The following is a 13,298-nucleotide window of genomic DNA, read 5'->3' on the forward strand; positions in this document are numbered from 1 at the left end:
GTCGTCGTCCGGGCGGGCGTCACCGAGACGGAGGAACGAGCTCCTCGAGCGGCTCCGGGTGAGGGCGTCCGACCGGGGCGCGCCGACCGTCGCGGAGCGGGTCAGCCCCGCGCCGCCCGCCGACCACCGCGCGCAGACCGCCGCGGGCCCCGGACGCGCTCGGCCAGCAGCCGTGCGTAGAGGGCGTCGACCGCTGCCGCCGCGGAGTCGGCGCCGTAGCGCTCGACCAGGCGGTCCGGAGCCGGGCGGCGGGGGGCGGCCGCGTCGACGACCGCACCCTCCAGCGCCTCGGCGAGCTCCTCCACGTGCTGCTCGGCCGTGCTCATCGCCCCGTTGCTGCGCACCTGGTGAGCAGCGGGCGCGCCGCCGACCTCGTCCACCGCCGGGCACTGGGCGTAGGCCACCGGCAGCCCGCTGCCGAGGGCTTCGACGACCGCCATGCCGAAGGTCTCGTCCCTCGAGGCGCTGACGAGGACGTCCATCGCCGCGAGCACGTCCGGCACATCACCCCGAGCGCCGAGGAATCGGACGCTGCCCCCGACGCCCAGGTCGCCCGCCAGCGCCTCGAGCCGGTTCCTCAGCGGTCCGGTCCCGACGACGACCATCACCGCACCTCCCGCACGCAGGCGCGGGGCCGTGGCGCGCAGCGCCTCGTCCACGCGCTTGACCGGGTCCAGGCGCCCCACGAGGCCGAGGACGAGGTCATCGGTCGCCACCCCGAGCTCGGCGCGCACACGCTGCCGGGCCTCGGCGCCGGGGCGCAGCGCGGCGAAGTCGATGCCGTTCTCGACCACCACGACGCGGTCGGGCGGGACGCCCCACCCCTCCAGCCGCTCGGCGGTGGTCGCGGAGACGGCCACGGTCACCGAGGTGCCGCGCTCGAGCAGGCGGTACAGCGCTCCCAGCCACCACGAGCGAGGGCGGCCCTCGATCGTGCCGTCCATGAGGGAGTGCTCCGTCGAGACGACGACCGGCACGCCCGCGAGCCGCGCCGCCGGGATGCCCCAGAGCTGCCCGGAGAGCAGGTGCACGTGCACGACGTCCGGGCGCAGCCGGCGGAGGCGGACGGCCAGGCGGGGGACGGCGAGGGCCTTGCGCCACCCGTCCATGCCGAGCACGTCCACCACCCCGCCGTCGCGCCGGATGCTGTCCGCGACGGGCCCGCCGCCGTACAGGGCGACGGTGCGCGTCGAGGCCCCCGAGCGCGCCACGAGGGTCTCGAGCTGGCGCTCGGCGCCGCCGGTGACCAGCGTCGTGATGACGTGCACCACGCGCAGCGGGCGCGCGGGCGTCACGGCCGTCCCCGACGGGCGAGCACGTCGCGGTACACCTGCGCCAGCGCCTCGGCGCTCGTCTCCCAGGTGGGCAGCTCCACGGGCAGGGGGGTGTGCGGCACCGGGCCGCGGGCGGCCGTGGCCCGCAGGGCCGTGACGAGCGCTGCCGCGACCGCGTCGTCGTCGGCGTCCTCGGGCACCCCGGCGACGAGCCCGTCCTCCACGAGGTCGCCGATGCCGGCGACGTCCAGCCCGACGACCGGGAGCCCGAGGGTGACCCCCTCCATGACGGCCACGGGGTGGGCCTCGTAGCTCGACATCGCCGCCATCACCGAGGCGGACGCCAGCTCGCGGGCCATCGCCGACCGGTCGGCGGGTGGCAGGGAGCGGATCTCCACGGCATCGGCGACGCCCGCGCGGTCGGCCAGGCGCCGCAGCTCGCCCTCGAACTCCCCGCTGCCGAGGACCACGAGGTGCGCGCCCGGCACCTGGCGTCGCACGGCGGGCAGGGCGGCGACGGCCCGGTGGTGCCCCTTGTAGCGCTCGAGGCGCCCGCTGGACACGATGCGCCCCGGCACGGGGACGACGTCGCCCGGCACGGGTGGCAGGGCGCCGCCGTTGGGGATCACCGTGAAGCGCCCGGGGTCGATGCCGGCGGCCTGGGAGAAGCGGCTGCGCTCGAAGCGGCTGACCGCGACGAGGCGGTCGGCGCGGCGCAGCAGCGGTGTCAGCGCGGCCCACTGCGCGCCGCGGACCGCCGTGCGCGAGGGCGAGGAGTGGCCGCCGCTGTGGAAGGTGAGGACGTACGGCGTGCGGGACAGCGCAGCCGCGAGCATGCCGAGGGGCGGTACGAGGGTGTGGACGCCCTGGAAGTGGACGAGGTCCCACCCCCCGCGGGCGATGACGGGCACGATGCCCGGGCTCAGGTAGAGGTCGGCCTCCCGGGGCCAGGAGCGGCGACGGACCACGGGGACGCCGCCCACGACCTCCTGCCGCGGCAGGCGCCCGCTGCGGTCCGTGGCGAGGACCGTGACGTCGAGCTCGCCGGAGCGCACCAGGCGCCCGGCCACCTCGGCGACGTGCGTCTCCGTCCCGCCCAGCTCCGGGAAGAAGCGCTGCACGACCTGCAGCACCCGGGGCGCGCGCGCGCTCACCGGTCCACCACCAGCGTGCGCAGCGGCTGCGCCCTCCCCGGGTCGCTGACCGTGATGGTCGTGCGGCCCCGCTCGGGCACGAGCACCTCGGTCGTCGTGCTGCCGCCCGCGGGGACCTCGAGCACGGGGTAGCTGAGCGTCGACCCGGTGCCGGGGTCGGAGCGGATCTCGAGGGGACCGGTGCCGGCCTCGGAGGAGATGAGGACCCGGGCGCTGACGCCCTCGACCGAGACCAGAGAGGCCTCGAAGGAGGGGCCCTCGAGGGAGGAGAGAGAGCGGACGGAGGCGTGGACGGACACGGCGACGACGACGGCGACCAGGGCGCCCCAGACCGCCAGCCGCCCGCCGGCGCGGGTCGCGGCCGGCGACCCGCCGACCGGGGTCGCACGAGGCTCCACCTCGACCGGCGGGCGCGCGACGTCGGCGACGAGGACGGCGAGGCCCACGACGGCGAGCGACAGCGTCCACGACGTCTCGCCCAGCGGGATGCGCAGCAGATCCAGGACCACGCCCGTCAGGACGGTGGCGACGACCGCGCCCCCGACCGCCAGGAGCACGGCGTCGGCGCGCCCGCGCCCGCGCCCGCGCCGTCGGGCGCCCACCCGGGCCACCACGGCGACAGCCGCCGCCACGAGCAGCGCTCTCACGGGGGTCGGGGCGTGCAGCAGCACGGCCAGGACCGCGGCGAGGACGAGCGCGCCGGCGACGCCCGCGGCCCTCGGTCGGCGCGCACCGCGCCTTCCGGCGGCCCGGTGCCCACCGGCGTCCGCCCGGTCCTCGGCCATCGTCTCAGCGGTCACTGTCGAGCGCCTCCAGGTCGTAGATGCTGATCGCGCCGTTGTCGTAGATGCGGTCGACACCGGGGACGTCGTCGAACTTCGTGAGCGCCGCGAGCGGCACCGGCTCGGTGCGGCCCGCCTGGCCGAACTCGCCGTTCTCCACGTAGACCTGCTGGTTGGGCAGGCCGTTGGCGTCCCGGCGGTCGACGACCAGGTAGCGGATGCCCGCCCGCTGGACCAGCTCGGCGTCGCCGGGCGTCACCTGGGGGTCGAGGAGCAGGCGCGAGGCGTCCACCTCCGTGCTGATGTTGCGCACGGTGTACATCCCGCCGTCGGAGGCGGCGAGCAGGCCGTTGACGCGGTTGGCGTAGACGCGCGTGCCGGGCGGCAGGTTCTCCGCCATCCACTCGGCGGCCGCGACGCTGGTCTCGTCGACGCTGCGCGCGTCCGCGGAGATGCGGAACGGACCCGGCAGCTGCCCGGTGACGGGTCCCGCACCCAGGACCACGCCCCCGAGGAACGCCACGACCACGCCCGCGGCGCCGAGGGGGACGACCCAGAGCGGGCGCCGCCGCCGCAGCGCCCACCACGCCACGAGGAAGGCGGCCCCGACGTAGACGAAGCCCGCGGCCCGGTCGCCGACCTCAGCCGTCGCGTGGGTCAGGTGCCCGCCCGGCACGACGGGCCACAGGAGGGTGACGAGCACCAGCAGCACCGCGAGCGTGACGCGTCGGCGCACCCACGTGCGGGCGGCCAGGACGGCGGGGACGAGGACAGCCGCCGTCAGGAGGACGGCGGCGACGAGGAGGACCTGCTCCCAGGGCTGGCTGGTGGAGCCGGCGGAGTTCGCGAAGAGGGCCTCGCGCGTGCGCTCGCCCCGGCTGAGCGCGCTCAGGCTCTCGCCGGAGCTGGTGGCGATGGCCCCGAGGTAGCTCGCGAGGGTGTTGCCGGGCCGGGCCAGGGAGAGGGCGAAGAGACCGGCGCCGACCACCGCGGTCCCGGCCAGCAGGAGCGCCTCCCGGTGACCCTCCCGTCGCCGCAGCACGAGGGCCGTCGCGGACCACGCCGCGAGGGCGAGGACCACGAGCACCGTGGTGACGTGGTGGGTGGCGACGACGGCCGCCAGCGCCAGGAGCGCCGGCACGATGGCGGACCAGGAGTCCCGCCGGCGCGTCGCGAGCAGGTGGACCACCAGCACGGCCAGCGGCAGGGCGAGGGTCTGGTAGGAGAACTGGGAGTTGAAGAAGAGCATCTGCGGGTTGCAGGCGTACAGGACGACGGCCCCGGCGGCCACGCGCGTGGAGCCGGTGAGGTGCCGCACCACCCCGAGGAGGGCGAGGGTCAGGACGAGCCGGGCGGCCAGCAGCACCACGACGGACGCGAGGTGGTCGCCGACGCCGGTCAGGGAGGTCACCGCGTGGGTGGCGATGCCCAGACCGGGGTAGAAGCCGGTGATGGGCAGCAGCGGGTTGTCCGAGCCCAGACGGCCCGTGTCGTCGATCTGGCGCAGGACGGTCGCGTGGATGAGCTCGTCGTGGAACATGAAGCGGGTCGGGTACAGCACGAGCCGGCTCACCTGCAGGGTGAGGGCCATGGCGAGCGCGACCGCCACGAGCGTCGACCGGCGCACGCCGGGCAGGAGGACGACGACGGCGGCCGGGGCCACCATCAGGACCAGCCCGAGGACCCAGGCCGCGCTCGCGGTGGCGGTGTCGCCCTGACCCCGCGCCTCGGTGACGGCCAGCGCGGTCGCCAGGAGGCCGAGGGCGGTGGCGAAGACCCAGGCCCCAGGACCCGTGGCGGCGGCGCGCGCCGCGACCCGACGGGCGGCAGCGGCGCCGCCCTGCCGCGAAGATCGGTCCGCCGGGCCGGCCGCGACCTCGGTCGCCACCGGTGGGGCCTCGCCGGTCGCGGGCTCCGGCGTCGTCCCGGCGGGAGGTGCGACTGCTTCCCGGGAGGTCACCGCGTCGAGCAGGAGAGCGGCGCCGGCGCTCTCCGAGCCGCCCACGACGGCTGCGGCGGAGGGGTCGCCGGCGGGCGCGTCCCGACCGCCCGCGCGCGCGCGCCGCGCGGCGGACCACAGCGGCAGCACCAGCACGACGGCCTGGACGTAGACGACGACGAGCCAGGCGACCACGAGACCCTCGAGCCCGCCGGCCCGGGCGCCGGCGGCGGCCGCCAGGAGCTCGACGGCGCTGAAGGCGAGCAGGACACCGGTGGCGCCCAGCGTCCGCCCCTGGGTGCGGCGCAGCGCGACGAAGTGGTCCTTGACGACGAAGGGCATCCCGGCCAGGACGAGCAGCCGCAGCACGTCTGCGCCCTCGTCCGCGTACACCTCCCCGAAGAGCGACAGCACCAGCGGGGCGAGCGGGAGGAGCGCCAGGACGGCCAGCGCGCTGACCCCCAGCCCCAGGGGGATCGTCACCCGCATCTTGCTCAGCACCTGGCGCGGGTCGTTCTCGGCTGCGGCGAACAGCCCGACGGCGAGGGCGTACGGCAGGGCGAAGACGAAGCCCGTCAGCTGCAGGGCCGTGGAGAACAGGCCGTTGTCGCCCGTCGACAGCAGCACGACGACGAGGACGGGCAGCAGCTGGAGCGGTGCCTGCAGGGTCGTGTTGAGGGCGTGGTGGCCGGCCGCCGCTCGTCCCAGGCCGCGCAGGGACGACGGGTCGAGGAGCCGCCGCCCCGACTCCAGGGCTCGACCGCCCCGGGTGCGCCACGCCACCACGGGGAGGGAGACGAGGGTCCCCACCGCCCAGGCGGCGAAGACGGCCATGCCGTCCTGGGCGCCGAGCGCGGCCAGCGCCAGCAGCGCGAGGACCTTGACCGCGCTCGCGACGGCGTTGCGCTGCAGCTGGATGGCGCCGGACCCGAGGACGAGCACCGCCTGGTCGACCACGATCGCCACCGCCATCAGGCCGGTGCCGACCGCGAAGAGGGCTGCGCGCCCGGGGCCTCCGGCGACCTGCTCCAGCGCCTGCGCGCCGACGACGTGGATGGCCACCAGCGGCACCACCACGGCGAGCAGCGTGGCGGCACCACCCGCCACCGCGAGCGCGGTGCGCACCAGGACGCGACGCGAGCCCTGGTCGGTCTGCGGGATGCGGCTGATCAGCAGCGTCCCCAGCCCGACGGTGCCGAGGGCGCCGATGAGGCTCATCGCCGCCACGGACGCACCGGCCACCCCGACGGCCTCGACCGTGAAGGACCGTGCGGCGAGCGCCCAGAAGAGGAGGCCGAGGACGCTCGTGACCGCCTGCGTCGACACGAGGGACGCGCTGATCGTGACGATCCTGCGCAGACCGGACGGAGATGTCGAAGGCTGCGGCCCGGTCGCGGGTGGCGCGGCGGTCGGGCTCACGGAGCGGGCCTCCAGGTGGCGTGGGCGCGTGGGTCGAGGCGCCGTCGGCTCGACCGCACATGGTACGGACGGCGGGAGCCCGCCCGGTCTCTTCGGGGCCGCTGCCGCCCCGGTCTGGTCCTCCCTCCGGGTGACGCCGGGCGATGCAGGGTCAGGCCCGGCAGAGGGCGGCCATCCGCGCCGCGTGCGAGGTCAGCACCTCCTGGACGGCGGCCATCGCCGTCGTCGTCGCGGGCCAGTACATGGCGAAGCCGTCGTCGTGCGGGACGGGGACGCCGTCCTCCGCGTACGGGATGAGCGACCAGTAGAGGGTTCCCGCCATCCCCTCCTGCTCCGCCGCGGCCAGGAGCGAGCGCGTCGCCGACGCGTCGGTCCAGTCGAACTCGCCGACCACGTAGGCCTTGCCGTGCGCTCTCGCGGTGCGGGCGTCCCGGACCGCCCAGGCGACGTCGACGGGGTAGAAGTGCCCGCCGACGACGTCCACGTGCGGCGAGTCCAGCGCCGCGCGGGCGACCGTCATGCCGTCCGCAGCCGACCCGTCGGCGACCAGCTGCCGCACCCCGAGGTCGACCTTGAGGTACCGGGCGAGATCACCCGTCCAGGAGGTCGGGGCGGTCCACAGCTCGTTGCCCGTCTCCCAGGCGAGGAAGACGGGGTCGTCCTTCCACCGCAGGCCCGTGTGCGGGTTGACGTGCTCCAGCAGGCGGGCGACGTACTCCCGGAAGTCGGCGCGGGTGGCCGGGTCGCTGTAGAAGTGGGACTCGGCGGCGCGCTGCTCCGGGTCGTTCGCCGCCGTCCGCGAGCGGTCGGGGACGGACGGGAAGCCGTTGCGGGCCGTGAACTCGCCCATCCCGCCGTGGTACCAGCGCCACTGGTCGACGAGGGGCACGACCAGCCGCAGGCCGCGCTGCTTCGCCGCGGCCGCCGCGTAGTCCGCGGCCGCGAGCGCCGACTCCCGGTACACGCCGCGGCTGGGCGAGAAGCACTCCGCACAGCCGACCGAGATGCCCAGGGTGTGCGAGCGGACCACCGTGGCGCCGGAGGCCCTCGCGGCGTCGAGCGCCCGGTCGATGCGCCAGCGCGACGGCTGGGTGGGGCGGCCGCCGGCGTCACGGATGTTGTCGTCGAGGCCCAGCCAGTAGACGTTGGCGCCGGCGAAGCGGAAGGGCGAGCCGTCGAGGACGAGGTCGGCCCCCGATCGCGTGACGAAGGTGGTGGACGGGGTCGGCGCGGCCGGGAGGGGCGTCGTCGTCGCGGACGCCGCGTGGCCCAGCACCCGGACCGAGTCGAGCGACGCCCGCCGGCCGGTGGAGGCGGGGGCCCGGTCGGCCGTCAGCTGCAGCGTGACCTGGTGCCGTCCGTGCGGCAGCCCCTCGACGCGAGTGAGGGGGCGGTCGTCCTGGCGGGTGGGGGAGTACAGGTCGACGACGTCGTGCCGGCCGCCGTCGACCTGGACCCGCGCGCGGCCGCGGTCCGGTCCGGTCGCCCCCCGCAGCTCGACGCCCGTGCCCACGAAGGTGATCGTGGCCACGTCGTGGATCGAGGCGCTCGTGCGGTCGGTGCCGCCGACCCGACCCGGTCCGCGGCTGGTCCACCAGCCCGACGTGAAGGCGAAGGCGGCCGCCCCGGAGCGGCTCGTGTCGTCCACCACGAGATCCTCGGACGAGGCGGCCGACGCCGTGCCGCCGGGGGCGACCCCCTCCACCGCGACGAGGCCGGCCACCGCGACGAGCACGGCGGTCACGGCCGCGGCGGCGCGCAGGCGGCCCCGCCCGGCGGCGGCGTAGCGCGCCCGGGCGGGGGGGCGGTGGTCCTCGGTCGTGCTCACGTCGTCCTCCGCGGTCGCTGGCGCTCGTCGTTGCGGCCAGGAGCGGCCTCCGTCTCGAGGGCCTGATCGGCAGCCCGGCGCGGCGCCCCCCGGACCGGGCGCGAGGTCACCCGGACGGGTCAGCCGTCGACCCCGGGGCCCGGAGCCGGACGGGGAGCGGTCGAGCCGCCGCGCGCGGGCGCCCTCCGCGGGCCGGGCGCCGGGCGCCGGGCGTCCCGGGGCGCAGTAGCCTCGCCGACGTGCTGCTGCGGATGTCGTCCCTGTTCGTGCGAACGCTGCGGGACGACCCCGCCGAGGCGGAGGTCACGAGCCACAAGCTCCTGGTGCGGGCGGGCTACATCCGCCGCGCCGCGCCGGGCATCTACACGTGGCTGCCGCTCGGGCTGCGCGTGCTGCGCAACGTCGAGCGCGTCGTCCGCGAGGAGATGGACGGCATCGGCGGCCAGGAGGTGCTCTTCCCGGCGCTGCTGCCGCGCGAGCCCTACGAGGCCACCGGCCGCTGGACCGATTACGGCGACGGCATCTTCCGCCTCCAGGACCGCAGGGGCGGGGACTACCTGCTGGCGCCGACGCACGAGGAGGTCTTCACGCTCCTGGTGAAGGACCTGTACTCCTCGTACAAGGACCTGCCGCTCATCGCCTACCAGGTGCAGACGAAGTACCGCGACGAGGCGCGCCCGCGCGCCGGCCTCCTGCGCGGGCGCGAGTTCGTCATGAAGGACGCCTACTCCTTCGACGTCGACGACGCCGGCCTCGAGCGCAGCTACGCGCTCCACCGCGACGCCTACCTGCGCGTCTTCGCGCGCCTCGGGCTCGAGGTGGTCGCGGTCAAGGCCATGTCGGGGGCCATGGGCGGCTCGATGTCGGAGGAGTTCCTGCACCCCACCCCGGTCGGGGAGGACACCTTCGTGCGCTCGGCGGGCGGGTACGCCGCCAACGTCGAGGCGGTCACGACGACGGCGCCCGGGCCCGTGCCGTTCGACGGGCTCCCCGCCAGCCACGTCGAGGACACGCCGGGGACGCCGACGATCGACACGCTCGTCGCGCACCTGCAGCAGGCCCACCCCCGCGACGACCGCCCGTGGACGGCGGCCGACACGCTGAAGAACGTGCTCGTCGTGCTCGTCCACCCGGACGGGCGCCGCGAGCCCCTCGCCGTCGGCCTGCCCGGCGACCGCGAGGTCGACACGACGCGCCTGGAGGCCGTGCTCGCCCCGGCGACCGTCGCGCCGTTCGAGGCCGCCGACTTCGCCGCGCACCCCGAGGTGGTCAAGGGCTACCTCGGCCCCGGCGTCCTCGGCCCCAACGCGCCCCTCGGCGAGGACGGCGAGCGCGCCGCCTCGACGGTCCGCTACCTGCTCGACCCGCGCGTCGTCGACGGCACGCGCTGGGTCACCGGCGCCGACGCCGACGGCCGGCATGTCCTCGACCTCGTCGCCGGGCGCGACTTCACCGCGGACGGCGTCGTCGAGGCCGCCGAGGTGCGCGCGGGCGACCCGGCGCCGGACGGCTCCGGCCCGCTGGAGCTGGCCCGCGGCATGGAGATGGGCCACATCTTCGCCCTCGGCCGCCGGTACGCCGAGGCCCTCGGGCTCACGGTGCTGGACCAGAACGGCAAGCAGGTCACCGTGACCATGGGCTCCTACGGCATCGGGGTGAGCCGGGCGCTGGCCGCCGTCGCCGAGGCCGGCGCCGACGAGAAGGGCCTCGTCTGGCCCGCCGCGATCGCCCCGGCGCAGGTGCACGTCGTCGCGGCCGGCAAGGGCGAGGACGTCGTCGCCTACGCCGAGCAGCTGAGCAGCGACCTCGTCGCCGCCGGGCTCGACGTGCTGCTCGACGACCGGCCGAAGGTCTCCCCGGGCGTGAAGTTCAAGGACGCCGAGCTGCTCGGCATGCCCTTCGTCGTGCGCGTCGGCAAGCGGCTCGCGGACGGCGTCGTCGAGCTCGAGGACCGCCGCACGGGCGAGGTCGCCGAGGTCGCCGTCGGCGGCTCCACGACCGGCGCCGTCCTGGCCGCCGTGCGCGGCGAGCACGTGGGCGAGCACGGCAGCGACGTCCCCGACGGGTCGTCCGGCGGCCCCTCCTGAGCGGGGTCGTCCCCGTGCTGGCCGGCGCCCTCGCGGGGACGGCGAGCACCGGTGCCGGACCGGGTCTGCTCCCCGCGGACCTCGCTCTCGGCACGGTGCTCCTGCTCGTCCTCGCCGCGGCGACCGCCGGCTGGGTCGACGCGGTGGTCGGCGGCGGCGGGCTGGTCCAGCTCCCCGCGCTGCTGCTCGTCCCGGGCATCGCGCCGGTGCAGGCGCTGGCGACCAACAAGCTCGCGGGCATCGCCGGGACGAGCGTGAGCGCCGCCACGTACCTGCGGCGCGTCCCCGAGGAGTCGCGGCCGTCGGCGCGCACCGCCGTCCCGATGGCGCTGCTCGCCCTCGCCGGGGCGGCCGGCGGTGCCGCGCTGGCGTCCTCGCTGCCCGGGGAGGCGCTGACGCCCCTGGTGCTGGTTGCGCTCGTCGTCGTCCTCGTCGTCGTGGTGGCCAAGCCGAAGCTCGGGGAGATCACTACCCAGCGCCTGGCCGGTGCCCGGGAGGTCGCCGCGGCGGCGCTCCTGGGCGCGGCGATCGGCGCCTACGACGGCCTGCTGGGGCCGGGCACCGGCACCTTCCTCGTCTTCGGTCTGGTCGGGGTGCTGGGTCTGGCGTTCCTGCGCGCGACCGCCACGGCCAAGGTCGTCAACGTGGCCACGAACCTGGGGGCCCTGATCGTCTTCGTCCCGCAGGGCCACGTCGTCTGGGGCCTCGGCGTCCTCATGGCGCTCGCCAACGTCGCCGGCGGCTACGTGGGCGCCCGCACCGCCGTCGCCCGGGGCAGCCGGTTCGTGCGCGTCGTCTTCCTCGTGGTCGTCAGCGCGCTCGTGGTGCGCCTGACCGCCGACGTGCTCGGCCTGGCGTAGCCCGACGGGCGCGCGAGCCGACGGCCCGTCCCGCCCGGTGCGCTACGGCGCGGCGGTGCCCGGCAGCGCGAGGGTCGCCGCGTCGGCCGGGCGCGGCCGCCACGCGGCCGCCGTGACGGAGGTGCGGGCGAGCACGTCGGCGGCGAGCAGGCGCTCCTCGCCGTCGAGCGCGGGCACGGCCTCGAGGGCGGTCGCGGCGAGGCGCTCCAGCACGACGACGACGAGGCCCACCGCGTCCTCGGGACCCGTGACCGGACCGGGAAGCGCGTACCCCGGCGCGGGGACCGGGGTCGGCCCGCCGGCGACCGCGCCGGCGAGGGCCTGCGCCTCCAGCACGAGGGCGTCGCGCAGCGCCAGCGCCCGCGCGCGGTCGTCGTCCCCCAGCGCCGCCGCCGCGACCTCGGCGGCCCGCGAGGCGGCGAGCTGCCCGTCGACGACGTCGAGCAGCGCAGCGGCACCGCGCGGGACGGGTGCGCCGGTCGCCCCGGGCTCGCCCGAGCCGACGGCGTCGCCGTCCGCGGGCGCGGGGAGCGGGGGCGCGGCGGGTGCCGGCAGGGCGGCGGCCGCGGCGAGCGATTCCGCCAGCAGCGCGCGCGAGGCCGCCACGGAGGTCAGCAGGCGCGCCAGGCCGGGCGACGTGCCCGGCACGGCCGCGCGCGCCGACCCCGCCGCGGCGACGAGCTCGGCCAGCAGCGCCTCCGCCGACGGCGCCTCCGCCACCAGCGCCTCCGCGGACGGCGCCGGGGCCGACGGCGCACCCGTGGCGGTCGCCGTCGGTGCGGCGGCGTCCACGGGCTCGCCCAGCTGCTCCCGGTGGACGGCGCAGACGTCCACCACCAGGGCGAGCGCGGGAGCGAGCGCCGCGGGATCGGGCTCGAGCAGCGCCGCGGACGCGCGCAGCGCGCCGGCGGCGCCGGCGGCCTCCCGGCGCGCCAGCTCGTCCGCGTCGGGCACGGGCGGGGCGGGCGCGCCCGGCCAGTCGGGGTCGACCCGCACCTCGTCGAGGGCGGGCAGGCGGGAGCAGCCGGCGAGCGGTGCGCCGAGCGCCGCGAGCGCGAGCAGCCCCAGCGCCCGCCGCCGGGTCGGCGACCCGGGGAGTGGTCGGCTCGGCACGCCGCGATGCTGCCACGTCCGGCGCGCCGGCCGAGGAGGGCAGCGGGCGCCCGCCCCGGGGGGCCACCGCCGAGGGCGGGGTCGGGGCCCCGGTGACGGCGGTGCGGCGCGCGGCCCCGCCGGCGGCCGTGTGCCACCGTGCGCGCATGCCCGTCCCGGACCGCGCCGGCAGCCCGGGGAGCCTGGACGGCCCGCTCCACGACGCGACCACCGCTCGGTTGGGCCTGCGCGCGCCGGTCGCCGAGGACGCCGGGGTGCTGCACGAGCGGGTCATGACCGACCCGCGCACGTGGGAGCTCGACGCGGCCCTGCGCCCCGGCGCGGCCGTCGAGGTGGCCGAGCAGCTGCGCACGCAGGTCGAGCGGTGGCGCCGGCACGGGCTCGGCTCGTGGGTGGTGCGGGAGCTCGCGGGGCCGGGAGCCGGAGCGCCGGTCGGCATCGGCGGGTGCTCCCTGCCGACCGACCGCGCCTGGAACCTCGCCTTCCGCCTCCGGCCCGCCGTCTGGGGCCGCGGGTACGGCGTCGAGCTCGCCGTCGCCGCGCTCACCGCGGCGCACCGGGTGCGCCCCGACCTGCCCGTGACGGCCGTCGCCGTCGAGGCGAACGCGCCGTCGCGCCGGGTGCTCGAGCGCTCGGGCCTGGTGGAGGTCGCCAGGGCCCCGGACCCGCGGGGGCTCTCGCCGTCACCGGTGTGCCTCCACGCGGACCGGCCGCTGCCGCAGGAGCTCGTGCAGGCCCTGCTCGCGTGGCGACCGCGGCGACCCCCCGTCGTGCCGGACGGGGCAGCCCCGGGCGCCGGATAGTCTCCTCGTCCCGGCCGTCCGGCCGGCGGGGCGCGAGAG

General features: G+C 77.4%; 9 protein-coding genes. 3 read left to right on the top strand and 6 right to left on the bottom strand.

What is annotated here, in order from left to right; genetic code table 11:
• Positions 1 to 101: 101 nt before the first annotated feature.
• The 5 genes from Q0848_RS02095 to Q0848_RS02115 all read right to left on the bottom strand — a co-directional run bounded on the left by Q0848_RS02095 (position 102) and on the right by Q0848_RS02115 (position 8,396).
• Positions 102 to 1,295 carry a glycosyltransferase gene (locus Q0848_RS02095; protein ID WP_299034109.1) on the bottom strand — a complete coding sequence of 398 codons (1,194 nt, stop codon included), beginning with the start codon at positions 1,293 to 1,295 and terminating at the stop codon, positions 102 to 104.
• The gene (locus Q0848_RS02100; RefSeq protein ID WP_299034111.1) at positions 1,292 to 2,428 is read right to left on the bottom strand and encodes a glycosyltransferase family 4 protein; all 1,137 of its coding nucleotides are present in this window, start codon (positions 2,426 to 2,428) and stop codon (positions 1,292 to 1,294) included. The genes Q0848_RS02095 and Q0848_RS02100 overlap by 4 nt, the downstream gene beginning before the upstream one ends.
• Positions 2,425 to 3,228, bottom strand: coding sequence for a hypothetical protein (locus tag Q0848_RS02105; RefSeq protein WP_299034114.1), 804 nt, complete (start codon positions 3,226 to 3,228; stop codon positions 2,425 to 2,427). The genes Q0848_RS02100 and Q0848_RS02105 overlap by 4 nt, the downstream gene beginning before the upstream one ends.
• Positions 3,218 to 6,475 carry a hypothetical protein gene (locus Q0848_RS02110; protein ID WP_299034117.1) on the bottom strand — a complete coding sequence of 1,086 codons (3,258 nt, stop codon included), beginning with the start codon at positions 6,473 to 6,475 and terminating at the stop codon, positions 3,218 to 3,220. The genes Q0848_RS02105 and Q0848_RS02110 overlap by 11 nt, the downstream gene beginning before the upstream one ends.
• 244 nt (positions 6,476 to 6,719) lie before the next feature.
• Positions 6,720 to 8,396 carry a hypothetical protein gene (locus Q0848_RS02115; protein WP_299034121.1) on the bottom strand — a complete coding sequence of 559 codons (1,677 nt, stop codon included), beginning with the start codon at positions 8,394 to 8,396 and terminating at the stop codon, positions 6,720 to 6,722.
• Positions 8,397 to 8,635: 239 nt separating this feature from the next.
• On the opposite strand from Q0848_RS02115, the gene Q0848_RS02120 reads away from it, so the two are divergent.
• Together Q0848_RS02120 and Q0848_RS02125 are read left to right on the top strand one after the other, a co-directional pair.
• The gene (locus Q0848_RS02120; protein WP_299034124.1) at positions 8,636 to 10,483 is read left to right on the top strand and encodes a proline--tRNA ligase; all 1,848 of its coding nucleotides are present in this window, start codon (positions 8,636 to 8,638) and stop codon (positions 10,481 to 10,483) included.
• Between the two features lie 65 nt (positions 10,484 to 10,548).
• Positions 10,549 to 11,343, top strand: a complete 795-nt coding sequence (locus Q0848_RS02125; protein ID WP_366146376.1) for a TSUP family transporter — start codon at positions 10,549 to 10,551, stop codon at positions 11,341 to 11,343.
• A 42-nt stretch (positions 11,344 to 11,385) separates the two neighbouring features.
• Here the strand turns inward: Q0848_RS02125 and Q0848_RS02130 are convergent, their stop codons facing one another.
• On the bottom strand, positions 11,386 to 12,456 hold the full coding sequence (locus Q0848_RS02130; RefSeq protein WP_299034129.1) for a DUF4439 domain-containing protein: 1,071 nt from the start codon (positions 12,454 to 12,456) through the stop codon (positions 11,386 to 11,388).
• A 146-nt stretch (positions 12,457 to 12,602) separates the two neighbouring features.
• Here Q0848_RS02130 and Q0848_RS02135 point away from each other — a divergent pair, with 146 nt between their 5' ends.
• On the top strand, positions 12,603 to 13,259 hold the full coding sequence (locus tag Q0848_RS02135) for a GNAT family N-acetyltransferase (protein WP_299034132.1): 657 nt from the start codon (positions 12,603 to 12,605) through the stop codon (positions 13,257 to 13,259).
• Positions 13,260 to 13,298 lie beyond the last annotated feature (39 nt).

This window comes from uncultured Pseudokineococcus sp., from assembly GCF_947495735.1.
Lineage (GTDB): Bacteria > Actinomycetota > Actinomycetes > Actinomycetales > Quadrisphaeraceae > Pseudokineococcus.

What these genes read in the sequence shown, in the direction of transcription:
- Q0848_RS02135 (WP_299034132.1), top strand. Translation starts at nt 12,603, where the DNA reads ATGCCCGTCCCGGACCGCGCCGGCAGCCCGGGGAGCCTGGACGGCCCG.